The sequence below is a fragment of the Amycolatopsis sp. GA6-003 genome (genome assembly GCF_046267895.1).
Classification (GTDB): Bacteria; Actinomycetota; Actinomycetes; order Mycobacteriales; family Pseudonocardiaceae; genus Amycolatopsis.
The window spans coordinates 7557489-7582466 of sequence record NZ_CP176499.1 but is presented as its reverse complement, the minus strand read 5'-3'; the positions used below and the strand labels follow the sequence as shown (position 1 = coordinate 7582466).

Annotated in this window: 22 protein-coding genes; 14 read left to right on the top strand and 8 right to left on the bottom strand. The window is 69.6% G+C overall.

Going from position 1 to position 24978, the window contains the following annotated elements; translation table 11 throughout:
• Positions 1-131 precede the first annotated feature (131 nt).
• The 3 genes from F9C12_RS34380 (at position 132) to F9C12_RS34370 (ending at position 3213) form a co-directional block, all read left to right on the top strand.
• Positions 132-989: a TetR family transcriptional regulator gene (locus F9C12_RS34380; RefSeq protein ID WP_409185917.1), complete on the top strand. Its 858-nt coding sequence runs from the start codon at positions 132-134 to the stop codon at positions 987-989.
• A 160-nt stretch (positions 990-1149) separates the two neighbouring features.
• On the top strand, positions 1150-2319 hold the full coding sequence (locus F9C12_RS34375) for a PucR family transcriptional regulator (RefSeq protein WP_409185916.1): 1170 nt from the start codon (positions 1150-1152) through the stop codon (positions 2317-2319).
• A 171-nt stretch (positions 2320-2490) separates the two neighbouring features.
• On the top strand, positions 2491-3213 hold the full coding sequence (locus tag F9C12_RS34370; protein WP_409463180.1) for a DJ-1/PfpI family protein: 723 nt from the start codon (positions 2491-2493) through the stop codon (positions 3211-3213).
• A 45-nt stretch (positions 3214-3258) separates the two neighbouring features.
• Here the strand turns inward: F9C12_RS34370 and F9C12_RS34365 are convergent, their stop codons facing one another.
• The 6 genes from F9C12_RS34365 to F9C12_RS34340 all read right to left on the bottom strand — a co-directional run bounded on the left by F9C12_RS34365 (position 3259) and on the right by F9C12_RS34340 (position 11262).
• Positions 3259-4341, bottom strand: a complete 1083-nt coding sequence (locus F9C12_RS34365) for a tartrate dehydrogenase (RefSeq protein ID WP_409463179.1) — start codon at positions 4339-4341, stop codon at positions 3259-3261.
• On the bottom strand, positions 4338-6224 hold the full coding sequence (locus F9C12_RS34360; protein WP_409463178.1) for an AMP-binding protein: 1887 nt from the start codon (positions 6222-6224) through the stop codon (positions 4338-4340). The genes F9C12_RS34365 and F9C12_RS34360 overlap by 4 nt, the downstream gene beginning before the upstream one ends.
• Complete coding sequence (locus tag F9C12_RS34355) at positions 6211-7572, bottom strand: MFS transporter (RefSeq protein WP_409463177.1); 1362 nt, start codon at positions 7570-7572, stop codon at positions 6211-6213. Before F9C12_RS34355 ends, F9C12_RS34360 begins: the two co-directional genes overlap by 14 nt.
• A 65-nt stretch (positions 7573-7637) precedes the next feature.
• A complete protein-coding gene (locus F9C12_RS34350; protein ID WP_409185912.1) occupies positions 7638-8654 on the bottom strand; it encodes an NADP-dependent oxidoreductase in 1017 nt (338 codons plus the stop codon).
• A 30-nt stretch (positions 8655-8684) separates the two neighbouring features.
• Positions 8685-9797 (bottom strand): NDMA-dependent alcohol dehydrogenase, encoded by a 1113-nt coding sequence (locus tag F9C12_RS34345; protein ID WP_409185911.1) that lies wholly within the window; start codon positions 9795-9797, stop codon positions 8685-8687.
• Positions 9798-9822: 25 nt separating this feature from the next.
• The gene (locus F9C12_RS34340; protein ID WP_409467120.1) at positions 9823-11262 is read right to left on the bottom strand and encodes an aldehyde dehydrogenase family protein; all 1440 of its coding nucleotides are present in this window, start codon (positions 11260-11262) and stop codon (positions 9823-9825) included.
• A gap of 129 nt (positions 11263-11391) precedes the next feature.
• On the opposite strand from F9C12_RS34340, the gene F9C12_RS34335 reads away from it, so the two are divergent.
• On the top strand, positions 11392-12084 hold the full coding sequence (locus F9C12_RS34335; protein WP_409185910.1) for a GntR family transcriptional regulator: 693 nt from the start codon (positions 11392-11394) through the stop codon (positions 12082-12084).
• Here the strand turns inward: F9C12_RS34335 and F9C12_RS34330 are convergent, their stop codons facing one another.
• Both F9C12_RS34330 and F9C12_RS34325 read right to left on the bottom strand, forming a co-directional pair.
• A complete protein-coding gene (locus F9C12_RS34330) occupies positions 12085-13737 on the bottom strand; it encodes a flavin-containing monooxygenase (RefSeq protein WP_409463176.1) in 1653 nt (550 codons plus the stop codon).
• The gene (locus tag F9C12_RS34325) at positions 13734-14690 is read right to left on the bottom strand and encodes an alpha/beta hydrolase (RefSeq protein WP_409463175.1); all 957 of its coding nucleotides are present in this window, start codon (positions 14688-14690) and stop codon (positions 13734-13736) included. Before F9C12_RS34325 ends, F9C12_RS34330 begins: the two co-directional genes overlap by 4 nt.
• Before the next feature lie 262 nt (positions 14691-14952).
• On the opposite strand from F9C12_RS34325, the gene F9C12_RS34320 reads away from it, so the two are divergent.
• The 10 genes from F9C12_RS34320 (at position 14953) to F9C12_RS34275 (ending at position 24942) form a co-directional block, all read left to right on the top strand.
• Positions 14953-15675: an enoyl-CoA hydratase/isomerase family protein gene (locus tag F9C12_RS34320; protein WP_409463174.1), complete on the top strand. Its 723-nt coding sequence runs from the start codon at positions 14953-14955 to the stop codon at positions 15673-15675.
• The gene (locus F9C12_RS34315; RefSeq protein WP_409463173.1) at positions 15672-16874 is read left to right on the top strand and encodes a CaiB/BaiF CoA transferase family protein; all 1203 of its coding nucleotides are present in this window, start codon (positions 15672-15674) and stop codon (positions 16872-16874) included. Before F9C12_RS34320 ends, F9C12_RS34315 begins: the two co-directional genes overlap by 4 nt.
• 49 nt (positions 16875-16923) lie before the next feature.
• The gene (locus tag F9C12_RS34310) at positions 16924-17604 is read left to right on the top strand and encodes a GntR family transcriptional regulator (protein ID WP_409463172.1); all 681 of its coding nucleotides are present in this window, start codon (positions 16924-16926) and stop codon (positions 17602-17604) included.
• 37 nt (positions 17605-17641) lie between these two features.
• Positions 17642-18496, top strand: a complete 855-nt coding sequence (locus F9C12_RS34305) for an enoyl-CoA hydratase (RefSeq protein ID WP_409185904.1) — start codon at positions 17642-17644, stop codon at positions 18494-18496.
• 96 nt (positions 18497-18592) lie between these two features.
• Entirely contained in the window at positions 18593-19360 is a 768-nt protein-coding gene (locus tag F9C12_RS34300) for an SDR family NAD(P)-dependent oxidoreductase (protein WP_409185903.1), read from the top strand.
• Between the two features lie 4 nt (positions 19361-19364).
• Positions 19365-20669 (top strand): MFS transporter, encoded by a 1305-nt coding sequence (locus F9C12_RS34295; RefSeq protein WP_409463171.1) that lies wholly within the window; start codon positions 19365-19367, stop codon positions 20667-20669.
• Positions 20666-21595 (top strand): cyclase family protein, encoded by a 930-nt coding sequence (locus F9C12_RS34290; RefSeq protein ID WP_409463170.1) that lies wholly within the window; start codon positions 20666-20668, stop codon positions 21593-21595. The genes F9C12_RS34295 and F9C12_RS34290 overlap by 4 nt, the downstream gene beginning before the upstream one ends.
• Before the next feature lie 172 nt (positions 21596-21767).
• The gene (locus F9C12_RS34285) at positions 21768-22424 is read left to right on the top strand and encodes a hypothetical protein (protein WP_409463169.1); all 657 of its coding nucleotides are present in this window, start codon (positions 21768-21770) and stop codon (positions 22422-22424) included.
• A 681-nt stretch (positions 22425-23105) separates the two neighbouring features.
• Positions 23106-24020, top strand: coding sequence for a hypothetical protein (locus F9C12_RS34280; protein WP_409463168.1), 915 nt, complete (start codon positions 23106-23108; stop codon positions 24018-24020).
• 190 nt (positions 24021-24210) lie between these two features.
• Positions 24211-24942: an alpha/beta fold hydrolase gene (locus tag F9C12_RS34275; RefSeq protein ID WP_409463167.1), complete on the top strand. Its 732-nt coding sequence runs from the start codon at positions 24211-24213 to the stop codon at positions 24940-24942.
• The last annotated feature ends 36 nt before the right edge of the window (positions 24943-24978 follow it).

Genomic DNA, 24978 nt, shown 5'->3' with positions numbered 1-24978 from the left:
TCTGAACAAAGCCGTACGAGCGTTCGGTCGTGTTCAATGCGAGGTCAGCGTGAGCCTGACCGCACGATTTGTCAATACCCTTCCCCGAAGTAGCGCAGACAACGGGACGCGCTTGAGGTACAGTGTTCAGAATGACTGAACACCTCGCGATCGAACCGGCGGTCGGCGAACCGGAGGCCGGCCCGCTGGTCCGGCAGGCCAGGACGCGGGCCGGGATGTCGCTGCGCGAGCTGGCGCGCCGGATCGGGGTCAGCGCCGGGACGCTGAGCGCGATCGAGACCGGGAAGACCGGCCTGACCGTGGAACGGCTGCGCCGGATCGCCGACGCGCTGGGCACGTCGGCGCTCGACCTGCTCGCCGCGCGGGCCGCGCCGGACGAGCGGCCCCCGGCGGCCGACCGGCCGTGGCGCACGTTCGAGCCGCTGGACCTCGACCCGGTGCTGCGCGCGGCGATCGCCACCTTCGTCCGCACCGGATACCACGGCGCGACCATGCGCCTGGTGGCGGCGAACGCCGGGATGAGCGTCCCCGGGGTCTATCACCACTACCCCAGCAAACAGCATCTGCTCGCCGCCATTCTCGACGTCGCCATGACCGAACTGCACTGGCGGATACCCGCCGCCCGCGCGGACGGCGCCACCGCGGTCGAACGCTTCGCGAACATGGTCGAGGCGCTCGCGCTGTTCCACGCCCAGCGCCGCGACCTCGCCTTCATCGGGGCCAGCGAGATGCGGAGCTTCGAGGAGCCGAACCGGTCGCGGATCGCCGCCAGCCGCACCGAGATCCAGCGGCTGCTCGATGCCGAGGTCGACGCCGCGATCCGGGACGGGGAGTTCGCCACGCGGCATCCGCGCGACGCCGCCCGGGCGGTGGCGACCATGTGCACCTCGCTCCCCCAATGGTTTCGCGCGGACGGGCCCACCTCCGCGGAACAGATCGCGGCCGAGTACGCGCGGTTCGCGGTCGACCTGATGCGCGCGAGCCGGTGAGCGCGCACCGGGGAGTCCGTTGTGGACAGTCCGGGGGCTTCCGGCCGCTTCCGGAGGATCGCACCGCCCGCGCGCTAGCGGCAACCAAGACTGTCGGGCAGGCCAATCCGGACTGTCCGCGGGCACAAGAGCCCGGTTCCCGGCCGAGGAGGCACCGGACATGAACACCGATCTCGACGAACTCGTCAAGCGGGCCGAGGCGCAGCTGCCCCGGCTCGTCGAGACCCACGTCGCGCGCGTGCGGGACGAGATCGACATCTACCGCCAGGACGGGCTGGTCCCGCCGGAGGATCTGCGCCGCTCGGTCGAGGCGAACCTGCGGTTCATGATCGCCGCGCTGCGCGATCCGCGGGCAGCCAACGACTTCTCCGCGCCGCGCGAGACCGGAGCCCGGCGAGCGCGGCAGGGCGCGCCGCTGCCCGAGGTGCTGCGGGCCTACCGGCTCGGGTTCACCGCGCTCTGGGACACGCTCGCCGCGTCGGCGGACTACCGGCGGCCCGCGCTGATGCGCGCCATGCTGGCCGCCGGGCGGAGCCTGTGGCTGCTCACCGACGAGTACGCGATCCAGCTGACCGAGGCCTACCGGGCGACGATGGCCGAACTGACCTTGGCGCGCGAGCGGCGCCGGTCCGCGCTCGCCGAGGCGTTGTTCACCGGGGAACCGGTCGCCGGGACGACGCATTGGGAAATCACCTCGCTGCTCGGCTTCCCGCCGGACGCCGGGCTGGTCGTGGTCATGGCCGAGACCCGCCGCGCCGACGAACCGCTGCCGGGCATCGAGCAGCGGCTCGCCGAGCACGGCATGGTTTCGGTGTGGCGGCTCACGCCCGCCCTGCAGACCGGGATCGTCGCGCTCCCCGACAGCGACCCGGAGCGGCTCGTGGCGCTGCTGCGGCAGCTCGCCAAGGCCCGGGTCGGGGTGAGCCAGCCGTACCGGGCCATCGGCGAAACGCCGCGGGCGGTGCGCCTGGCCAGGATCGCGCTGGCGTCCGCGCCGGAAGGGAGCAAACAGGTCAGCACCTTCCGGGCCGGCCGGGTCGCCGGTCTCGTCGCGCACGCCCCGGCCGAAGGCGTCCGGGTGGCGCAGGCGGTGCTCGGGCCGGTCCTCGAACTGCCCGCCGAAGACCGCGACACCCTGCTCGCCACGATCCGGGCCTGGTTCGACAACGACGGCTCCGCCGAGCGAAGCGGCAAGCAGCTGCACTGCCACCGCAACACCGTCCGGTACCGGCTGCGGCGGATCCAGGAGCTCACCGGGCTTTCCTTCACCGCTCCGGCCGACATCGCCGAACTGGCCGTCGCGCTCGAAGCGGTGCCCCAGGACCGCTGAACTCGCCCGCGTTGTTCCCCGGCACAACGCGGGCAGTTCCCGGCGACAGCATTCCCTCGCGCCGGGATGCCCGGCCCGGCACGCCTCGTTCCCCCAGGCAGATGCCCGCGACGGAAGCGGGCGTCGGAACCACTGTCCGGCCTGGTGCATCGGCCGGGAAAGGAAGGCATCGTGGCACTGCCGAAGAAGGCCCTCATCGCCATTCCCGCAAAGCACTTCGAGTTCTACGACGACGGGTCGGAAACCGGCCTGTTCTACACCGAGGCGCTGCATCCGTACTCGGTCTTCGCCGAGGCCGGGTTCGAGGTCGACCTGGTCAGCGAGACCGGCAGCTTCGGGCTCGACGCGCACTCCACCGAGGACCAGTTCCTCACCGAGGAGGACAAAGCGGTCTACCGCGATCCGGAGGCGCCGTTCAGCGTCAGCCTGAACAAGAACCTGAAGAAGGCCGCCGACGTCGACCCCGACGAGTACGGCGTCTTCTTCGCCGCCGCCGGGCACGCCGCCATCTGCGACTACCCCAGCGCCACCGCGCTGCAGTCGGTCGCCCAGCGGATCTGGGACAACGGCGGGATCGTGTCCGCCATCTGCCACGGCCCGGCGATCCTGCCGTACGTGCGCGACAAGGAAACCGGCAAGCCGATCGTCGACGGCAAGCGGGTCACCGGGTTCACCACCCAAGGCGAGATCGACCTCGGGCTGCTCGACCGGATCAAGAAGGACGGCGCCCCGCTGATCGAGGACAGCGCGGCCGCGGCCGGAGCCGAGTACGTCGCTCCGGCACATCCGTTCGACGACCTCTCGATCGCCGACGGCCGGGTCGTCACCGGAGCCAACCCGGCCAGCGCGCACTCGGCCGCCCGCCGGGTCGTGGAGGCGTTCGGCCGGCTCTGATCCGGCGGCGGGCGGCGGCGTCGGGCCGGCGCCGCCCGCCGGGGGTCATCCCGGGCGGCGGTCGCGCAGGGCTTGGGACACCGCGCGAGCGACCTCGGCGGTGCTCGCGGTTCCGCCGAGGTCGCGGGTGCGGACCGGGGTGTCCCGGAGCACGTCCTCGATCGCGCCGAGCACCGCCGACGCGGCTTCGGGGCGTCCGAGGTGCTCCAGCATCAGCGCGCCGGTCCAGATCTGGCCGAGCGGGTTCGCCACGCCCTCGCCCGCGATGTCCGGCGCCGAGCCGTGCACGGGCTCGAACATCGACGGAAAGCGGCCTTCCGGATTGAGGTTGGCCGACGGGGCCAGGCCCAGGCCGCCGGCGACCGCCGCGCCGAGGTCGCTCAGGATGTCGCCGAACAGGTTGGACCCTACGACGACGTCCAGGGTTTCGGGCCGCTGCACGAAGGTCGCCGCGAGCGCGTCGACGTGCTGCGAATCGACGCGCACCCCGGGGAAATCGGCAGCGACTTCCGCGCAGACGCGGTCCCAGAACGGCATCGTGTGCACGATGCCGTTCGACTTGGTCGCCGAAACCAGCCGCCCGCCCCGGCGCTCGGCCAGGCGGCAGGCGTAGCGCAGGACCCGCTCCACCCCGGTCCTGGTGAAGACGGATTCCTGGAGCACGGTCTCCCGCTCGGTCCCGCCCCACAGCACGCCACCGGCCTCGCTGTACTCCCCTTCGCTGTTCTCGCGGACGACAACGAAATCGATCGCGCCCCCGCGCCGGAGCGGGCTCTCGACCCCGGGGAGCAGCCGCACCGGACGCAGGTTCACGTACTGGTCGAACGCGCGCCGGATCGGGATCAGCAGGCCCCACAACGACACGTGGTCCGGAACCGCCGGGTCCCCGACCGCGCCGAGGAAAATCGCGTCGGCGGGCCGAAGCTGGTCCAGTCCGTCGGCGGGCATCATGCTCCCGTGCCGCCGCCAGTGCTCGCAGCTCCACGGGTGCACGGTCCAGGAGAGGGCGAAATCCCCTTGCGAGGCGGCCTGGTCGAGGATTTCGATCGCCGGTTCCACGACCTCGCGGCCGATCCCGTCGCCGGGAATCGCGGCGATTTCGTAGCGAGGAACGGCCTGAGCGTTCACTTCCGATCCATTCCGGACCGCACGGGCAGGACGGCGCGGAGATTCTCCAGCACCGAAACGTCGTCGAGCGTGGAAGGAGCTTCGACGGCTTCCCCGTCGAGAAGCTGCCGGAGAACGCGCCGGAGGATCTTGCCCGACCGGGTCTTGGGCAATCCGGGCACCACGTCCGCTCCGGACAGCGTCGCGATCGGCCCGACCCGAGCGCGCACCAGCGTGGTCAGCTCCTGCTCGAGGCCCGCCGCGTCCGCGCCCTCCTTCACCACGACCAGTGCTCGCGGAAGCTGGCCCTTGAGCTCGTCGCGCACTCCGACGACCGCGCACTCGGCGACCGCCGGATGTTCGGAGACGGCGGCCTCGATCTGCCCGGACGACAACCGGTGCCCGGCCACGTTCATCACGTCGTCGGTCCGCCCGAGCACCACCAGCCGCCCGTCCTCTTCGAGACAGCCGCCGTCGCCGGTCTGGTAATACCCGGGGTACTCGCTGAGATATCCCTTCACGTAGCGCTCGTCGTCGCCCCACAGCCCGAGCAGAGTCCCGGGCGGCAACGGCAGCTTGATCGCGACCGCGCCCTCCCGCCCGGCTTCGAGAGGCGCGCCGTCGTCGTCCAGGACCTCCACCGCGTAGCCCGGCATCGGCACGGGGCCCGGCACGACCGGATCCGGCTCGATGCCTCGTGCTTGCGCGGTAATGGCCCATCCCGTCTCGGTCTGCCACCAGTGGTCGGTCACCGGCACGCCGAGGGTTCCGGCCGCCCACTCGCGAGTCGCCGGGTCGAGGCGTTCGCCCGCGAGGAAGAGCTGGCGGAGGCTGCTGGTGTCGTGCCGCCGCGCGTGCTCCCCGGCCGGGTCTTCCTTGCGGATCGCCCGGATCGCGGTCGGCGCGGTGAACAGCGTGCGCACTTTCAGCTCGGCCACGACCCGCCAGAACGCGCCCGCGTCCGGCGTGCCGACCGGCTTGCCCTCGTACAGCACTGTGGCCGCCCCGGCGAGCAGCGGCCCGTAGACGATGTACGAATGGCCCACCACCCATCCGACGTCGCTGGCCGTGAACATGACGTCGCCCGGCCCGATGTCGTAGATGTTCGCCATCGACCAGCTCAGCGCGACGGCATGCCCTCCGTTGTCCCGGACGATTCCCTTCGGTTTCCCGGTGGTGCCCGAGGTGTAGAGGATGTACAGCGGATCGGTCGCGGCGACCGGGACGCACTCGGCGGGCGGGATGTCCGCTGATGCCATCAAGTCCGCGTAGTCGAGCGCGCGGCCGCCGAAGTCCGCGGGTTTTTCCGGGCGCTGGACCGCGATCGTGGTTTCCGGCGGATGCGCGGCGAGCCCGAGCGCGGTGTCCACGAGAGGCTGGTACTCGACGATCCGGCCGGGTTCGATCCCGCAGGACGCGGTCACGAGCACCGCCGGGCGGGCGTCGTCGATCCGCGCCGCCAGCTCCGGTGCGGCGAAACCGCCGAACACCACCGAATGCACCGCGCCGATCCGCGCGCACGCCAGCATCGCGATCACCGCTTCGGGAATCATCGGCAGGTAGAGCAGCACCCGGTCCCCGCGCCGCACCCCGAGGTGCCGCAGCACCCCCGCGAACTTCGCCGTCGCCTCGGTCAGTTCCCGGTAGCTGAACCGCGTCCGCCCGCCGGTGACCGGCGATTCCCAGTGCAGCGCCGCCTGGTCGCCGCGGCCCGCTTCGACGTGCCGGTCCAGCGCGTTGTAACACGTGTTGAGCACGCCGTCGGGAAACCACCGGTACCGCGGCGCGGACGTCTCGTCCAGGATCCGTTCCGGCGGGCGGATCCAGTCGACCGCGCGAGCCGCTTCCGACCAGAACGCCGCCGGTTCGCGGATGCTGCGCTCGTAGGTGTCACGATAGGTCATTCGCTGCCTCCGCAACCCGGCCCGTCGGCCGGAACTCGAGATCTTTGGTCTCCGGTCCCCACAGGGCGCCGATGACGATCAGCACTCCGCCCAGCGCGATCAGCGGCACCGCCGTCAGCGATTCCGGAAGCAGCTGTCCCAGGCCGAGCAGGTAAAAACTGTAGAAACTGGGCAGCAGCAACGACAGGCTGTACCCCATCGCGAACCCGGACGAGCGGACGCTGGTGCCGAACCGTTCGTTGACGTACACCGTGGCGACGCCGAAAACGGAAGTGATCAGGACCTGCACCACGACCGAGGCCGCGAGCACCGAAAACGTCCCGGCGAGGTTCCCGGACATGAACACGTAGTAGGCCACGCTGCCGAGCACCGCGATCACCGCGCCCATCACCGCGAGGAACCGGCGCCGCCCGACGCGCTGGCTCACCACGCCGGAAGCCACGAAACCTCCGTACAGCACGATATTCGTCACCAGCAGCGTCCACGTCACGGTCGTCGCGTCGATCTGGTGGAAGTTCTTGAGCTTGTCCGGCACGACCGACGCGACCATCGACGAGGTGAGCCACAAGCCCGTCATGAGGACGAAAACCTGCCAGAAGGACGCCCGGTCCCGGCCGAACATGACGGTGCGCAGCGGAGACCGGGTTTTCGCCGATTTCTCCCACAGATCGGATTCGGGCAGATGCTTGCGCCGGTACAGCAGGAAAGCGAATCCGCACGCCGCGCCGAAGAAGAACGAGACGCGCCAGCCCCACTGGGCATACGGGCTGCTGGTCCCGCCGGCGGGCGCGATCTTCAGCATGATCAGCGTCAGCACCGAGATGAGCACGAACGCGGCGCAGTACGCGCCGGCGAGCACGCCGCCCACCAAACCGCGTTTGCGCCGGTCGCAGTACTCGTAAGCCAGCGGAACCGCGGCCGTGTACTCGCCGCCGAGGAAAATCCCGTCCACGAACCGCAGCCCGATGAGCAGGACGATCGCCCACCCGCCCAGCGTCTGGTAGCCCGGCAGGAAGCCGATGAGCAGCGTGCACACCGAGAATCCGGTGACCGAGACCATCGTGATGCGCCGCCTCCCCACCCGGTCCGCCATCGAGCCGAACAGCAGTGCGCCGATCGGCCGTCCGATCAGCGTCGCCGCGTAGGTGACGAAATAGATCGTGGACTTGATCGCGGGCGACAGGTCGGCCGGCTGGAAATAGCCGATGGCCGGGACGAGGGCGATCACCGGCAGGTAGATGTCGATGAAATCGACCAGCAACCCTTGGTAAGCGCCGGCGATCGCCTTGCGCCGCCTGCCCGGATCCACTCTGCGCCCGGTGTCCCCGGAACTGGATACGGCTGTCATGACACGCTCCTTTGCGTGCTCAGGCCCCCGTTGACTGTTTCTTCACCCCCGGCGAAACCCGAAACTCAGACAGTCACCAGCATCTTTCCGACGTTTTCCCCGCGCAGCATCCCGAGGAACGCCGAAGGGGCTTTGCGCAGTCCGTCCACAGTGGTCTGCAGGTCCCGGATGCGGCCTTCTCGCAGCCAGGTTCCGACCTCGCGCACGAAGTCCGGCCGCAGTTCCGCGCTGTCGCTGACGATGAAGCCCTGCAGCCGCAGCCGTTTCGTCACCATCAGGAACATGTTGTGCGGACCGGGCGGCGGCTCGGTCGCGTTGTACTGCGAGATCGCGCCGCACGCGGCGATCCGCCCGCCCACGTTCAGCGCGCCGATCGCGGCTTCGAGATGATCGCCGCCGACGTTGTCGAAGTACACGTCGATCCCGTCCGGCGCCGCGGCGGCCAATTGCTCCGCCACTGAGCCGTCCCGGTAGTTGAACGCGGCGTCGAAGCCCAGGGTGTCCACCAGATACCGCACCTTGTCCGCCGACCCCGCGCTGCCGATAACCCGGGGCGCGCCCCGCAGCTTCGCCATCTGGCCGACCAGGGAACCGACCGCGCCCGCGGCACCGGACACGAACACCGTGTCCCGGGGCCGGAAAGCCGCGTGCTCGAACAGGCCGACGTACGCGCTGAACCCGGTTCCTCCGAGAACTCCGAGATAGGCCGCCAGCGGTGCGTCCACTGTAGACACTGCGGTCGCGGCGGCCGCGTCGACCACAGCATACTCACGCCAGCCCAGAGAGTGCACGACTTTCTGTCCCGGCTCGAACCCGGGTGCTTCGCTGATCACCACCTCCCCCGCGGCGGCGCCGGTCAGCGTTTCGCCGACCGGGAACGGCGGCACGTAGGAGGCGCCGGCGTTCATCCGGCCCCGCATGTACGGGTCGACGCTCATGATTTCGTTGCGCACCAGAATCTGTCCCGGACCGGGCCGGGCCACCGGCGCCTCGACGACCGCGAAGTTCTCCTCCGACGGCCAGCCCGAGGGCCGGGACGCGAGCCGGATCTCCGTCGCCGACCCGGGAACGTTCTTGCTCATCACCGTTTTCTCCCTGTCTTCCTCGCTCCGCTACGCGTGCGGAAGCACGACACCGCGGATGTTCTTGCCCTCGCGCAGATCCCGGTAGCCCTCGTTGATCTGGTCCAGCGGGTATTTCGCGGTGACGAGCTCGTCGAGCTTCAGCACGCCGGCCTCGTAAAGACCGAGGAGCTTGCCGATGTCGTGCTGCGGATTGGCCGAGCCGAACATCGAGCCCCGGATCGTCTTCTCGTACAACGTGATCATCTGCCCGGGGAGCCGGACGTTGACGTCCTCCCGCCCGGCCATCCCGGTCAGCACCATGGTTCCGCCCTTGCCGAGCGCCTCGAACGCGGCAGTCACCACCTCCGCGTCGACCACGCCCGGCGTCACCAGCGCCTCGTCGGCGCCCTGTCCGCGGGTGAGGTCCACAATGGCCGCGTGCGCCGCCTCGGCGGTCTCGAACGCATGCGTGGCACCGAGTTTCAGCGCGGTGTCCCGTTTGAACGCGACCGGATCCACGGCCACCACGTTCTTCGCGCCGGCATGGGCCGCCCCTTGCACCGCGTTGATCCCGATGCCGCCGATCCCGTACACCACCACGGTGTCGCCGGGACGGACGCCGCCCGCGTAGACCGCGGTGCCCCACCCGGTCGGCACGCCGCACCCGACCAGCACCGCGCTTTCCAGCGGCAGATGCGGTTCGACCTTCACCACCGAACTCTCCGAGACCGTGCCGTACTCGGCGAAGGTGCCGAGCATGCACATCGCTCCGTAGTCCTGTCCCCCGCGATGCAACCGGAACGAACCGTCGGGCATGCTCCCCTCGGTCAGCGTCGCGCCGAGATCGCACAGGCTCTGGCGTCCGGTCGAGCAGTAGCGGCAATGCCCGCAGCTGGGGATGAAACTGCACACGACGTGGTCGCCCGGCCGCACCTTGGTCACCGCCGGGCCGACTTCCTCCACGACGCCCGCGCCCTCGTGCCCGGGCACGATCGGGAACCGGGCGTCGATGATGCCGTCGGGCAGGTGCAGGTCCGAATGGCACAGCCCCGCCGCGGTGTAGCGAAGCAGCACCTCGCCCTCGCGCGGCCCGTCCAGGTCCAGTTCCATGACCTCGAACGGCCGCCCCGGCCCGGTCAGCACCGCTGCCTTGGTCTTCATGCTGGGTCTCCGTTTCCCGCGCCGCTCAGAGCGCGATGTTGACGGCTTTGGTCTGGGTGTAGAGGTCGATGGCGTCCGGCCCGAGCTCGCGGCCCCAGCCGGATTGCTTGTAGCCGCCGAACGGAAGCGCGAAATCGGTGGCGTTGTACTGGTTGACCCACACCGATCCGGCCTTGATCCGCTGGGCCATCCGGTGCGCGCGGGACAGATCGCGGGTCCACACCCCGGCGGCGAGCCCGTAGACAGTGTCGTTGGCAGCGCGGACAATCTCGTCCAGCCCGTCGCGGGCCGAGAACGGCAAGGCGCAGACGACCGGCCCGAAAATCTCTTCGCGGACCACGCTGAACTCCGGCCGGACGTCGACCAGGACAGTCGGTTCCACGAAGAAACCGCGCTCCCCCCAGCGTCCGCCGCCGGTCAGCGCACGCGCCCCGTCGGCCGCGCCCTGGGCGAGATAGCCGGTGACGCGGTCCAGCTGCTCCTGCGACACCAGCGGCCCGACCTGGGTGCGCGGATCGAGTCCGGGCCCCAGCCGCGCCTTCGCCGCTTCCTCGGCCACCGCCGCGGTGAACTCGTCGAAAATCTTGTCCTCGACGAAAAGCCGGGTCCCCGCCACGCAGGCCTGGCCGTGGTTGCTCAGCCACGCGTTCACCGACCCCGGCACCGCGGTTTCGAAGTCCGCGTCGGCGAAGACGATGTTCGGGCTTTTGCCGCCGAGTTCGAGCGACACCTTCTTCAGATTGCCCGTCGCGGCGGAAACCACCTTCTTGCCGACCGCGGTCGACCCGGTGAACGCGATCTTGTCCACTCCGTCGTGTCCGGCCAGAGCGGCGCCGGCGTCGCCGAACCCGGTGACGATGTTGACGACGCCGGGCGGGAATCCCGCTTCCTCGAACAGCTCTCCGAGCAGCAACGCGGTCAGCGGAGTCTGTTCGGCGGGTTTGAGGATCACCGTGTTGCCGGTCGCGAGCGCCGGCGCGAGCTTGAACGCGGCCATCAGCAGCGGGAAGTTCCACGGGACCACCAGCCCGCAGACTCCGACGGGCTCGCGCAAGGTGAACGCCTGGAACTCGCCGCCGGGGCTGCGGGTCATGGAGACGTCCACGGTGCGGCCCTCGAGCTTGGTGGCCCATCCCGCGTAGTACCGGAACAACTCCGCGGCTCGCGCGACATCTCCCTTTTCCGCGATCAGCGCGGATTTGCCGTTGTCGAGCGATTCCAGCTGCCCGAATTCCCCGGCCCTGGCCTCGATCAGGTCGCCGACTGTCCACAAGAGACGTTCGCGGGCGTTCGGCCGCATCCGCGACCACGGGCCCTCGAACGCCGTCCGCGCCGCGCGCACCGCCCGGTCGACGTCGGCGGCGGTTCCGCGCGGGACCTCGCACAACGTCTCCCCGGTCGCCGGGTCGACGGTGCCGAACGTCTCCCCCGACACCGCGCCGGTCCAGCCCCCTCCGATCAGCATCTTCTTCGGCGCGGCCAGAAACTCGCGGACCGCGGGCAACACCTCGGTCGTCGTCGCTGTGGTCACTGCTGTCCCTCTCGGATTTTCGGTCGCCGCCGCCCGGGCGGGGCGGAACGGTAAAGTGGCCGCATGTCGTTCGATCCGCCCCAGACCCGGGGCGAAGCCGTGCTCCGGCAGCTGCGCGCCGAGATCATCGGCGGCGCGCTCGCCCCGGGAGAGGTGCTGCGCGACGCGGAGATCGCCGCCCGGCTCAAGGTCAGCATCACGCCGGTGCGGGAGGCGATCGCCCAGCTCGCCCAGGAGGGGCTCGTCGAGGTCTCGCCCAACCGCTGGCGGCGCGTCGCGCGGATGACCCTCGAGGAGGCGCTCGCGACGATAGACGTCCAGTTCATCCTGTTCGGCGCCGCGCTGGAACGCGCGATTCCCCGGATGACGATCGGCGACGTCGACCAGATGCGCGACCATCTCGCGGCGCTCCGCACGGCCGTGGAGCGAAACCAGGCGGCCACCGCGGTCGAGGCGGTCGGCGGGTTCTTCCAGACGCCGATGGCGCTGGCCGGCAACCACGAGCTGACCGCGTTGTGGGGCTTGGTTTTCGGGCGCGGGCAGCGATTCATGGGCCTCTCCGGCGCGAGCGCGTTGTGGCCGGTCTGGCTGGACGGGTTCGCCAGGGTGTTCGCCGAGGTCGAGCGCCAGGACCCGGCCGCGGCGGCGCGGCGGGTGCGGGAGATGGCGGCCGAGGTCGACGAAAAGACGCGCGCGGCCTCCGCGTCCGACATCGTCCTCGGCCGGCCCAGCGAGAACGCCGGCGACCCCGCCTGATCACGCCGCAACGGCCGAGACCGTCCGGCGGAATCCGCGGTAGCCCTCGGCGGCGATCCGGTCGCACAGCTCGCGGTAGACGCCGACCCCGCCGACGTAGGGCATGAAGACCCGGGGTTTGCCCGGGATGTTCGCGCCCAGGTACCACGACGCCGCGTCGAGGAACAGCGTGCCCGCGGCGAGTTCGTTGACGTGGGCCACCCATTCGTTCTGCGCTTCTTCGGTCGCCTCGATGGTGTCGAATCCCTCGGCGCGCAGCCGGCCGATGCAGTCGGCGACCCAGTCCACGTGCTGTTCGATCGAAGTCATCATGTTGCTCAGCACCGACGGGCTGCCGACCGTCGCGATCAGGAACAGGTTGGGGAAGCCCGCGCAGCCCACGCCGAGATAGGTCCGCGGCCCCGCCGCCCACGCCTCGCGCAAGGATTCCCCGCCCCGGCCGCGGATGTCGATCGCGTTGACCGCGCCGGTCATCGCGTCGAAACCGGTCGCGTACACCAGACAGTCCACTTCGTACTCCGCCGCGGCGGTGCGGACGCCGTGCGGGGTGATCTCGGCGATCGGTTCCGTGCGAAGGTCGACCAGCTGGACGTCTTCGCGGTTGAACGTGGCGTAGTAGCCGGTGTCGACGCACGGCCGCTTGGCTCCGAAGGGATAGTCCTTCGGGCTGAGCAGTTCGGCGGTGCGGGCGTCCTCGACGATCTCCCGGATCTTCCCCCGGATGAACTCCGCGGCGGTCTCGTTCGCCGCCCGGTCGGTGCGCAGGTCGTTGAACAGCGACGCGAAGTTCAGCCCGCCGGCGCGCCACTGCCGCTCGTAGATCTCCCGGCGCTCCTCGTCGGTCACCTCCAGCGCCCCGATCTCCGGATCCGCCCGGGTGACCCCGCCCGAGTTGTGCCGGGCGATCTCGCGGCGGCGCGGGTAGTCCCGCTTCACCTCGGCGCGGAATTCCGGCGTGAGCGGCCGGTTGTGCGCGGGCAGGCTGAAATTCGGCGTGCGCTGGAAGACGACGGTGTGCGCGGCCTGCTCGGCGATGAGCGGAATGGACTGGATGGCCGACGAACCGGTGCCGAGCACGCCGACGCGCTTGCCGGCGAAGTCGACGCCGTCGTGCGGCCAGTCCCCGGTGTGGTAGGTCTCGCCGCGGAAGGCGTCCCTGCCCGGCAGCTCCGGGACGTTGCCCGCGGACAGGCAGCCGGTGGCCAGCACGACGTAGCGGGCGACGATCAGCTCGCCGAGGTCGGTGCGCACGTGCCACCGGCCGGCCGCCTCGTCGAACTCGGCGGACAGCACCTGCGCGCCGAACTGGATGTCCCGGCGCAGGTCGAACCGGTCGGCGACATGGCCGGCGTAGCGCAGGATCTCCGGTTGCGCGGCGTAGCGCTCGCTCCATTCCCACTCCTGCTCCAGCTCCGGGGAGAACGAGTAGGAGTAGTCGACGCTTTCGATGTCGCACCGGGCGCCGGGATACCGGTTCCAGTACCAGGTTCCGCCCACGTCCTCGCCGCGCTCGTAGACGCGCGCGGCGAGGCCGAGCCCGCGGAGCCGGTGCAGCAGGTACATGCCGGAGAAGCCCGCTCCCACGATGAGCGCGTCCAGTTCCCGCGTGCTCGTGGTCTCGGGAACCGAAGCGCGGGGGCGCAGCAAGCTCATGAGGTCTCCTTCGCTGATTTCGGGCGGAGCAACGGATCGAGCTGCCGAGCGACGAAGCCGATTCCCTCCGCGCTGCCCGGGAGCACGCCCGCCAGGGTGAAAAAACCGTGCATCTGGTCGGCGAACCGCTTGGCCCGCACCGGAACTCCCGCGGCTTCGAGACGGCGGGCGTATTCCTCGCCCTCGTCGCGCAGCGGGTCGTGGCCCGCGGTCAGCACGATCGCGGGCGGCAGTCCGGCGAGGGTCGCGGCACGCAACGGAGCGGCGGCGGGATCGGTGCGCCGGGCCGGATCGGGCAGGTAGTGGTTCCAGAACCAGACCATGCTGTCCCGGCTGACCAGCAGCTGGTTCTCCGGCTCCCGATAGGACGGACGGTCCAGGTCCGCGTCGGTCGCCGGATACACCAGCACCTGCGCGGCCAGCTCCGGACCGCCCTCGTCGCGGGCCCGCTGCGCCACGACCGCGGCGAGATTTCCGCCCGCGCTGTCGCCCGCGACGACGAGCGGCGCGCCCGCCCCGGCCAGGCTTTCCGCCCGTTCCGCCGCCCAGACCAGCGCGGACCAGGCGTCGTCCGGCGCTGCCGGGTAGGGATGCTCCGGCGCCAGCCGGTACTCGGCGACGACCACCGCGCACCCGGTTTCGCGCGCCAGCAGCCTGCCGAGCACTTCGTACTGCTCGAGTTCGCCGATCACCCAGCCGCCGCCGTGGTAGTAGACGAGCACGCCGCGCACCGCTCCTCGCGGAACGAGGACGCGAACGGCGAATCCTCCGCCGGGGGTCGGCACGTGGTGGTCTTCGGCCCGCGAAACCGGCGGAAGCGAAGGCGGTTCCGCCGCGGCGGCCAGGTCCTTCGGCAACGCCCGCGCCTCGGCGACGGTCATCTCGTGCAACGGCTTCCAGCGCTGCGCGGCCATCCGTTCGCACAACGCCCTGGTCGCTTCATCAAGGGCCACGGTGCCCCTCACAGATCCGTAGGGATGAACGACCAATGAATACAGGATGCATTTGTCACCCGTCAACCGCCGAGGACGGCCTCCACCCTCCCCGAACCCCGGCAGATGCCGGTCTTGCAGGGGATATCCGGCCGAAGTCGACCTGGCCAGGTCAGCGAGCGGTACCGCTGCGGAGAGCCAAGTGCGTAGTTCCCCTTGCCAATCGGTATACCGTGTGCCAAGGATGTATACCGATCGCTCACCGAACGAAGGGAGTTGGGCAGTGGACGGACCGGTGCGCTACGAATCCGGCGACGGGATCGCCGTCATCACCCTCGAACGTCCCGGCAAGCTGAACGCCATCGACCAGGCCGCCGCCACCGCGCTGGAGGAGGCGTGGCGCCGGTTCGACGAGGGCCCGGACTCCGTCGCGGTGCTGACCGGCGCGGGGGGAGCCTTCACCGCGGGCGTCGACGTGACCGACCCGCCGCGGGATTCCGGCTGGGCGCCGAATCTGGGCGTCACCACGACGAAACCGATCGTCCTCGCGGTCGACGGCTGGTGCATCGGCGCCGGGATGATCCTTCTGCAGCAGGCCGATCTCTGCGTCGCCACGGCCTCGTCGCGGTTCCGGTACCCCGAGGCGCGGCTCGGGCTGTCCCGGGGCATGGCCACCGGGCTCGCCGCCAAGATCCCGCACAAGATCGCGATGGAGATCCTGCTGCTGGGCCGGGTGACGACCGCCGAAGAGCTGTACCGGGCCGGGCTGGTCAACGCGATCGCCGAAGAGGGCGCAGCGCTGGCGACGGCCAAGGAATGGGCCGCGGAGATCGCCGCCGCCGACCAGGACGTCGTGCGCTACCTCAAGGAAGGGGTGCTCGCCACGCTCCCGCGCGGGCCGGGCGAAGCCGCCGAACAGGCACGGTGGCGGGCCGCGCGCCTCCCCGGGAATCAACGGCTGCTCGCCGGGAACCTCACCCCGGCCGACCTGAAGGGACACCGGTGACCGGCCTCGCTCCCCCGCTGCGCGGGCTGAAAATTCTCGACCTGTCGCATTTCCTGGCCGGCCCGTTCGCCACGATGATCCTCGGCGACCTCGGCGCGGACGTCGTCAAGGTCGAGCCCCCGTCAGGGGACCCGGTGCGCACCCTCCCGCCGTACGAAATCGACGGGATGAGCACCTTCTTCTTCAGCGTCAACCGGAACAAGCGCAGCATCGTGGCCGACCTCAAGTCCGAAGCGGGCCGGGAACGGTTCCTCCGGCTGGTCGAGACAGCGGACGTGGTGTGCCACAACTTCCGGCCGGGAGTGCTGGAGCGGCTCGGGATTTCCTACGAGGTGCTCCACGAGCGCAATCCGGCGCTCGTGCTGTGCTCGGTCTGCGGATTCGACAGCGAAGGCCCGTACGCCCAGTTCCCCGCCGTCGACAGCCTGGTGCAGGCGCTGAGCGGAGTGATGAGCCTGACCGGCGACCCGGACGGCCCCCCGGCGCGGGTCGGGTACCAGATCGGCGACACCGCGGGCGGGTTGTGGGCCGCGATCGCCATCCTCGCCGGGGTGCACGGCCGGCTCGCGGACGGGAAAGGCCGCCACGTGGAGGTCTCGCTGCTGGACGCCCAGCTCAGTCTCCTGGTCTGGCAGGCGCAGGACTACCTGTCGCACGACGTGGTCTACCAGCGCATGGGCACCCGGCATCCGACGCTTCCGCCCAGCCAGGCCTTCGAATGCGCCGACGGGCGCTACGTCTACGCCACCCCCAGCGCCCTGCCCCGGTGGTGGGCGGGCTATTGCCGCGCGATCGGCGAGGAGTGGCTGCTGACCGATCCGGACTACGCGGAACTCGGCGCCCGGCAGCGCAACCGCGACGCGCTCGAGGCGATTCTCGCGAAGAAGTTCCGCAGCCGGGACTCGGCGCAGTGGATCGCCGAGTTCCGGGCCAACGACGTTCCGGTCGCCCTGGTGCAGACGGTCGACGAAGCGTTCGCCCTGCCCAGTGTGGAGCGCCGGCACATGGTCGTGAACGTCGAGCTGCCCGACGGGAGCAGCGCCAGGATGGTGGGCAACCCGGTCAAAACCGGTGCCGCCGAAGTGTTCCGCGCTCCCCCGCGGCTCGGCGAGCACGACAGCGAACCGGTTTTCGGTTCGCCTGTCGCCGGGGAAACGCCGGGCTCCCCGAGTCCCGGCGGCGGCTCGAGAGCGACTTAGCATATCGGAGGACGTGCGCACGCGAATTCGGCAGACGGGGCGATGACCAGTGGCAGGAACGGCACATCCGGAACTACCCGGCGAGGACGGGGGCAGTCTCGGAGACAGCGCCTACGAATCGCTGCGCGCCATGCTGATGGCGGGGAAGTTCCAGCGGGGCGACCGGCTGGCCGAGAACCGCGTCGGCGAGATGCTCGGCGTCAGCCGGACGCCGGTCCGCGAAGCGCTCGCCCGCCTCGCCGCCGAAGGGCTCGTGGAGATCCGGCCGAACGGCAGCAGGGTGGTCGCCGACCTCTGGGCCAAAGTGGCCGAGGTGCTGGCCATCCGCGGCAAGCTGGAGCCGTTCGCCGTGAGCCTGGCCGCGCACCGGATGACCGGCGAGCAATTCCGCGCCCTCGAGACGCTTCAGGACCGGATGGAGAAGATCCTCCCCTCCGCCGCCTCCGCCATGGACGAACTGCTGGACCTCAACCAGCGGTTCCACTGGACCATCGTCACCTACTGCGGGAACGCCTCGCTGGTCGAGGTACTCGACCGGTTCCGCCCGTTCACCATTTTCCCGCGCATCCTCACCCGCTACCCCCCAGCCGAACTCGAGCTCGCGATCGGCGAGCACCGAGCCATCATGGACGCGCTCTGGCACCGCGACGCCGCGAAATCCGAGCAGCTCGCCGCCGCCCACCTGGAACGGGGGATCGCCGCCGTCCGCGGCGTGCTCGACTCCAGGTGACGCCCGGGCGCGCACGAAACCGGGAGCTGAAAAGCACATGACGACCGAACGCGACCTCGTGCTCTACGAACGCGACGGCAAGATCGCCACCATCACGCTCAACCGCCCCGAAGTGCGCAACGCACAGAACGGCAAGCTCCTCTACGCCCTCGACGCGGCATTCGAAAAGTTCGCTTCCGACGACGACGCGGCCGTCGCGATCGTCGCCGGAGCCGGACCGCACTTCTCCTCCGGCCACGACCTCGGCCCGGCCAGCGACCGCGACGTCACCTTCGACCGCCGTTCGCTGTGGTGGGACCACGTCGGCAAAACCGGGGCCGAAAACCGGTTCGCCCGCGAATGCGAGCTGTACGTCGGACTGTGCCGGCGCTGGCGCGACCTGCCGAAGCCGACCATCGCCGCGGTGCAGGGCGCCTGCATCATGGGCGGCCTGATGGTCGCCTGGTCCTGCGACCTCATCATCGCCAGCGAGGACGCCTTCTTCGCCGACGCCGCCGTCGATTTCGGGATTCCCGGGGTCGAAATCTTCGCGCACCCCTGGGAACTCGGGCCGCGGCAGGCCAAGGAATTCCTCTTCACCTCCCAGCGGCTCAGCGCGGCGGACGCCCACCGCATGGGCATGGTCAACCATGTCGTGCCGCGCGAACAGCTGACGGCCGCGGCACGGGAACTCGCCGGACGGATCGCGCAGCGGCCGCGCCTCGGCCTGGCGCTGGCGAAGCAAGCGGTCAACCAGTGCGAAGACCTCATGGGCAAACGCAGCGGAACCGACTCCGTCTTCGGCCTGCACCAGCTCGCCCACGCGCACAACGCCGAGGTCATGGGCGACATGAACGGCGGCGGCTCGCCGGACGTGGTCCGGCGGGCGCTCGCCGGGCAGCCCAAGGCCTGACTTTCTTTTCCGGGCGCACCCGAAACCCACCGTGCCTTTCGCGCGGGTATTCCGCCTGCCCGGAATACCCGCGCCTTCGCAGAACAGGAAACCACCGTGCAACGTTTTACCGGCCAAGTCGTCATCGTGACCGGCGGCGGCAGCGGAATCGGATCCGCTTGCGTGCACCGTTTCGCCGCGGAAGGCGCGAGCGTCGCGGTAGCCGACCGGAACGGCGACGCCGCGGCAGAGACCGCCGCGCGGGTCCGGCGCGACGGCGGCATCGCGGAGCCGTTCACCGTCGACGTCACCGACTCGGAAGCGGTCGACGCCACCGTCCGCCGGATCGTTGCGGAACTGGGCGAAATCAGCGTCCTGGTGAACAACGCCGGAATCCATTCGACCCACCTCGTCCACCGGCTCACGAACGCCGAATGGCAGCGCATGCTGGACGTGAACCTTTCCGGCAGTTTTTACTTCGCCCGCGCGGCACAGGAATCGATGGTGCGCCGGAGGTCCGGCCGCATCGTCAACCTCACCTCGCAAGCCGCCATCGGCACCGAACGCGGATTCGTCCACTACGCGGCGGCGAAAGCCGGGGTGATGGGCCTGACGCGTTCGCTGGCGCTCGACCTCGGCCGCTTCGACATCACGGTCAACGCCGTCGGCCCGGGCCACGTCGAAAGCCCGCTCACGCACCACCTCGCCGAAACCGCGGGAATTCCGTACGAGGACATCAAAGCCGAGCAGATCCGGCGCAACGCCCTGCCGCGCGTCGCCCAGCCCGAAGACCTCGCCGGGGTCATTTCCTTCCTCGCGTCCGAGGACGCCCGGCACGTCACCGGCCAGGTCATCTGGGTGACCGGCCGCCCGAACGGAGCGTGAAACCGTGCCCGGCCCTGAACTTGCTCCCCGCCGCGTCATCCTCGCCGCGTCCGCGGGAAACATGCTCGAGTGGTACGACTACTTCATTTACGGCACCGCCGCGGCCCTCGTGTTCCCCAAACTGTTCTTCCCCGCCTTGCACGGCGCGACCGCCACCATCGCGTCCTTCCTCACCTTTGCGAGCGCCTTCGTCGTCCGGCCCGTCGGCGCCGCGGTCTGGGGGCATTTCGGCGACCGGCTCGGCCGCCGGAAAGTGCTCGTCTCCACGTTGGTCATCATGGGGCTCAGCACGATCGCGATCGGCTGCCTGCCGACCGCCGACCGGATCGGGACCTGGGCCCCGGCGCTGCTGGTCGTGCTCCGGACCGTCCAGGGGCTCGGCGTCTCCGGCGAGTACGCCGGGGCGATGAGCATGACCGTCGAGATCGCGCCCCGGGAACGCCGGGCCTTCTACGGCACCTGGCCGAACGTCGGGAACTCGGTCGGCCTGCTGGCGGCGACCGTGGTCTTCAGCCTGCTCGCGCTGCTTCCCGAGGACCAGTTCCTGGGGTGGGGCTGGCGGATCCCGTTCTGGCTGAGCGCCGCGCTGCTCGGCGTCGGGCTGTACCTGCGCACCCGGATCGGCGAATCGCACGTGTTCGAGGAAGCGCGGCGGCGCGACCTTCTCGTGCGGGCCCCGTTCGCCGAGCTTCTCCGGCGGCACAAAGGCAGTCTGCTGCTCGGGATCGGCGTCCGGTTCTGCAACGACGTCCTCGCCTACCTGGTCCTGACCTACACGGTTTCCTACGTCACCACGACTCTCGGCATGCCGCCGTGGCTGTCGACCACCGCCGTCGCGGTGTCGGCGGCGTGCTCGATGATCGTCATGCCTTTCGCGGGCCGCCTCGCCGACCGGATCGGGCGCAGACCGGTGTTCGCGGGCTCGGCGATCCTGGCGATCGTGCTCGCCGTCCCCTATTTCTCCCTGCTGAACACCCGGAACCCGGTGCTGGTGATCCTCGCGATCGTGCTCCTGCACTGCGGCGTGGTGGAGACCTCCTACGCGATCATCGGCACTTACCTGGCGGAGCTCTACCCGGCCAACATCCGGTACTCCGGAATCGGCGTGACCTACAACGTCACCTCCATCATCGGCGCCGGCTTCGCCCCAGTGATCGCCGTCGCGCTGTACACCGCCGCCGGCAACAACGCCTACGCTGTCTCCGGGTACATCGCGTTCGCCGCGGTCGTCACGCTGATCGCGGTGCGCTTCGGCCGGGAAACCCGCGGAACCGACCTGCTGGCCCCGGAACGAGCGAGCGTCGCATGACTATCGGCATCGGAGAACTCCTCGCGGGCAGCCCGGACAACTGGGGACGCTGGGGGCCAGACGACGAGGTCGGCGCACTGAACTACCTGACCAGGCAAGAGGTCCTGCGCGGCGCGGCCGAGATCAGAACCGGCGAAACCATTGTGCTGCAACGACTCATCGGCGATCCGGACGGCGATCCAGTGTCCCCGAGCCGGACCCCCGCCCGGCACACCATGACCGTCGACGAATCGTCCTGGGACCCCGGCGGCACCGGACCGGCCTTTCCCGGCGGCCTGCACTACGCCGACGACAAAATCGACGCCTACCTTCAGGGTTCGACGCAATACGACGCCCTCGGCCACGTCTGGTACGACGGCAGGCTGTGGAACGGATACGACGCCCGCACCACCGTCGGCGGCCTGCGCAAAGCGGGCATCGACCCCATCGCCCGCCGCGGCATCGCCGGCCGGGGCGTGCTCCTGGACCTGCCGCCGTGGCGCGGGAAACCCAGTCTCGATCCGGGCGAACTGTTCGACCACCACGACCTCGAAGCCTGCGCCGAGTCGCAAGGGACGGTGATCGAGCGGCACGACATCCTCGTTCTGCGCAGCAATTACCTGTCCCGAACCCCAAGGCAGGGCAACGATCCGGGGCTCGAGTTCAGCTTCGCCCTGCTCGACTGGTTCCAGGACAAGGAAATCCCGAACCTCGTCACGGACACCTTCGCGAACGAACCCCCGGTCGACCGGCGCAGCGGCTGCGCGTTGCCGTTGCACTGCTCGCTGATGCGCAATCTGGGAGTGGTGTTCGCCGAACTGTGCGATCTGGAAAGGCTGGCGTCCGCGTGTGCTGCCGACCGGCGATATGAGTTTTTCTACGTGGCCGCACCGCTGCGCGTGCACCGAGCCGCGGGGTCGCCGGTGAACCCGGTCGCCATCAGGTGACCGAGTCCGTCAGGAGCGTTTGGTCCAGCATTCTTCATCTGAAGATACGAACTCGCCACGACAGGCCTGCCGGCATTGAGCCGATCAGGTGATTCTCGTCCGCGCGGTTTTCGGCCAGCTCCTGGTCCGGCAAAGTCAACCCGTCGCCCGACCCGGCTCAGGAGCGCAGCACGTGCCTTTCGACCCGAATCAGCCCAGAGGCCCCGACGGAAAATGGATCAAAACAGGCGGCGTATTCGCCGCGGCCGCCTTGGCAACAGCCGTGGCGGCGGCAAGCGGCGGAGACGCAGTCACTTCGGTCGGCGCCGGACTCGACGCCGCGACGACCAAGAGCGTGTCCGACACGGACATGGCCAACAGCAAGAAGGCCGCACGAAAGGGCAATCGCGCCGAGGCATGGCAACGGCTGGCTCTCAAGGAAGCCAGGAAGAAAATCGAGAAAGATCTGCGCTGCGCCGTGCAATCGTACGGTCAGGTTCAGCAGTTCTTCCTTCGCCACCCGTGCAAGAAGCTCGACCAGCTGCTGTTCGTCGTGCAGGACAGCACCGGTAACACGATCGCCGGATCGGTCAGCTGGGTGACAATGCCGTCAGCCGAATCAGCCGCACAGCTCCGCACATTGGAAGACACCTACGGATCCGGTGACGTCACCCCCTTCGGAACGGAGATTCTCGAAGCGAACGGCTTTCGGTTCACCGGAAAGCACTACCGGTCGCGGCTGGACGGGAAGCTGGTCGTCATCGCCGAAACAGACCCGATCACGGGCCACCCCTCCGACGCGTTCCTCAAGCAGGTCGCCGACGTCGCGGACGTCCTCCCACCGCCATGACGACGTGGTCTGGTCCGTGTGGATGCCGACCGATGGTGCCTCGGGATCCCGTCGGAATCGCCGGTCTGCCGTCCCTCGACCTCCACCTCGTCGAGCGGCACCGGTAGGCGTTCGTCAGGCCGTTCTTCACCGTGGTCAGAAACGTCGCGCTGACAGCCGTGTATCCGTCGCTGAACCGCCACCCGCAACCGACGGAGCTGGATGCCTTGTCCGTCTCAGGATGGCTCAGCTGCAACGCGGACAGCTGCGCCGGCGTCAGCATGTATCGGGCTGCCGTCCCCCGCGTCGGTTCGGAACATCCGCTGACCGCGACGACCAGCACACCAGCGCTACCGGCCAGGGCAAGACCAAATCGAGAGAAATTCACCGGCATCCTATTGGCAGGAGGCGGATCTCGCCATGTGACGATCCCCTCGCAAGCCGTCATCGCGTCGTCATCCGGCCGAGGCCGTGAGTCGAGAATGGAAGCGGGCGATAGCCCCTGATCACCCGAACACACCCCTATCCACGCCCCCTCCAATGGCGCTGAACGCGATCCTTGGTCGCTCACCACCATTGGAGGGAAACGTGCCCAGATACCGATTACTAAGCAGCGCATTTCTGCTCACCGCAGCCTTGCTCCTCCCCACCCCGGCCGCATCCGCCGCAGCGGGCTGCACCTGGCATCCCACGGCACTTCCTGTGCCAGGCCAAGGTGGGCTGCCGACTGCGACCGATCACCAGGGCGGCTTCGCCGGCACTGCCGAGACCGCCGACGGTTTGCGGGCGATTACTTGGAAGAACGGCTCCTACTCCGTCTTCCCCCGGATCGGCACCTTGACCGACTACGAAGTGGCCGACGAGAACCGCGCGGGCACGATTGTCGGGACTGCGCGGGTCAGCTTTCCCGGGGTGTCCGTGAGCACCGCGTTCCGCTCTCGGGGCGGCGTGCTGGAAGAACTGCCGAAGCTGGGCAGCAACACCAAGGCCGCCGCGCTCGGCATCAATGACGCGGGCGACATCACCGGCTACGTCTGGGGCGACAGCAGCGGTCTGACCACGGTGGTGCGGTGGCCTGCCGCGCAGCCGGGCACCGTCACCACGCTCCCGGGGCTGGCTCCGGATCCCACCTCGCCTCAGGCGGTCGACGAGGACGGGTCGGTGTTGCTGCTGCGCGACTCCGGTCTCGCAATCTGGCGGGCGGGCACGATCACCCGCCTCGGCACGCTGCCGGGCCTGCGGTTTCCCGACGGCACAGCGTTCTCCAACGGCCGCGTGGTCGGCCACGCCACGTACAACGGCAAGAACGTCGGCGTCTACTGGGACCAGCAGGGCGCCGCGCACGTGCTGCCCAACTCGAGCTACAACCTGTCCAACGGCAACCCGGACTTCGACCTCAATCGCGACGGCCTGATCACCGGCCGGATCGACGAGGCGCACGGCGGCAACGACCTCAACGGCACCGGCTACGGCGTGTGGCGGCAGGGTGCCTGGGTGTCGAACTTCGGCGACCTCAAGCTCGACCTTCCGTCCCGGATCGGCGACGACGGCACGGTGGGCGGGGCGCGCATGAACGCCGACCAAACTTTCCGTCCGTACACCTGGCGCTGTTCCTGACCGCAGTGCGCGCGTCGGCCCCGGTCGCCTTCTCGGCAGCCGGGGCCGATTCGCGACGGCTCCACTGTGGACGGCCGGACTGGCTATGCCTGGCTCGGCATCGAGACGACCGCAATGGGCATTGGACACGCATCTGGCCCGCGCCACATGCTGATGCCGCGCACATTTCAACGGCGAAAGGGTACCTTCCGTGACCGCACCGTACGTCCTCGTCCACGGCGCCTGGCACACCGGCGACCACTGGGAACCGATCGCCGACCGGCTGCGGCGGGCCGGTCACACCGTGCACACCCCCACCGTCGCGGGATTCGGCGAGGGCGCGGACCCGGACGTGACCCATGCCGACGGGGTCGATTCGATCGTGCGTTACGTCGCCGACCGCGGCCTGCACGACTTCGTCCTGGTCGGCCACAGTTTCGGCGGCACGATCATTTCCAAGGTGGCCGAGGCGATGCCGGAACGCATCCGCAGGCTGGTGTTCTGGAACGCCTTCGTGCTCGAAAACGGAAACAGCATCAATGACGAATCGCCGGCCAGCTACCGGGAAATGGTGCGCGGCTCGGCGGTGGACGGCAGGTTCTCCCTGCCGTGGCCGGTCTGGCGCGAAGCGTTCCTCAACGACGCCGACGAGCCAACGGCCCGCGCCGCGTTCGAAACGTTGTGCCCCACTCCGGTTTCCATGCTGGAGGACAAACTGGACCTGGCGAAGTTCCACGAGCTGATCGCGGCGGGCCGGCTGCGGTGTTCCTACCTCAACTGCACCGAGGACATCGCGATGCCGCACGGCGAGTACGCGTGGCACCCGCGCTTTTCCTCCCGCCTCGGGCTGTGCCGGATCGTGCAGATGCCCGGCAGTCACGAAGTCCTCTTCACTCAGCCGGATGCCTTGGCGGCAAAGATCATCGAGGCCGGCCGCGACTGAACGACCGCACCGGCAGTTGCCCGTCGCAGATCCTCT

What these genes read in the sequence shown, in the direction of transcription:
- F9C12_RS34330 (WP_409463176.1), bottom strand. Translation starts at nt 13,737, where the DNA reads ATGAGCTTGCTGCGCCCCCGCGCTTCGGTTCCCGAGACCACGAGCACG.
- F9C12_RS34350 (WP_409185912.1), bottom strand. Translation starts at nt 8,654, where the DNA reads ATGAGCAAGAACGTTCCCGGGTCGGCGACGGAGATCCGGCTCGCGTCC.
- F9C12_RS34355 (WP_409463177.1), bottom strand. Translation starts at nt 7,572, where the DNA reads ATGACAGCCGTATCCAGTTCCGGGGACACCGGGCGCAGAGTGGATCCG.
- F9C12_RS34340 (WP_409467120.1), bottom strand. Translation starts at nt 11,262, where the DNA reads ATGCTGATCGGAGGGGGCTGGACCGGCGCGGTGTCGGGGGAGACGTTC.
- F9C12_RS34380 (WP_409185917.1), top strand. Translation starts at nt 132, where the DNA reads ATGACTGAACACCTCGCGATCGAACCGGCGGTCGGCGAACCGGAGGCC.
- F9C12_RS34360 (WP_409463178.1), bottom strand. Translation starts at nt 6,224, where the DNA reads ATGACCTATCGTGACACCTACGAGCGCAGCATCCGCGAACCGGCGGCG.
- F9C12_RS34290 (WP_409463170.1), top strand. Translation starts at nt 20,666, where the DNA reads ATGACTATCGGCATCGGAGAACTCCTCGCGGGCAGCCCGGACAACTGG.
- F9C12_RS34375 (WP_409185916.1), top strand. Translation starts at nt 1,150, where the DNA reads ATGAACACCGATCTCGACGAACTCGTCAAGCGGGCCGAGGCGCAGCTG.
- F9C12_RS34345 (WP_409185911.1), bottom strand. Translation starts at nt 9,797, where the DNA reads ATGAAGACCAAGGCAGCGGTGCTGACCGGGCCGGGGCGGCCGTTCGAG.
- F9C12_RS34305 (WP_409185904.1), top strand. Translation starts at nt 17,642, where the DNA reads ATGACGACCGAACGCGACCTCGTGCTCTACGAACGCGACGGCAAGATC.
- F9C12_RS34335 (WP_409185910.1), top strand. Translation starts at nt 11,392, where the DNA reads ATGTCGTTCGATCCGCCCCAGACCCGGGGCGAAGCCGTGCTCCGGCAG.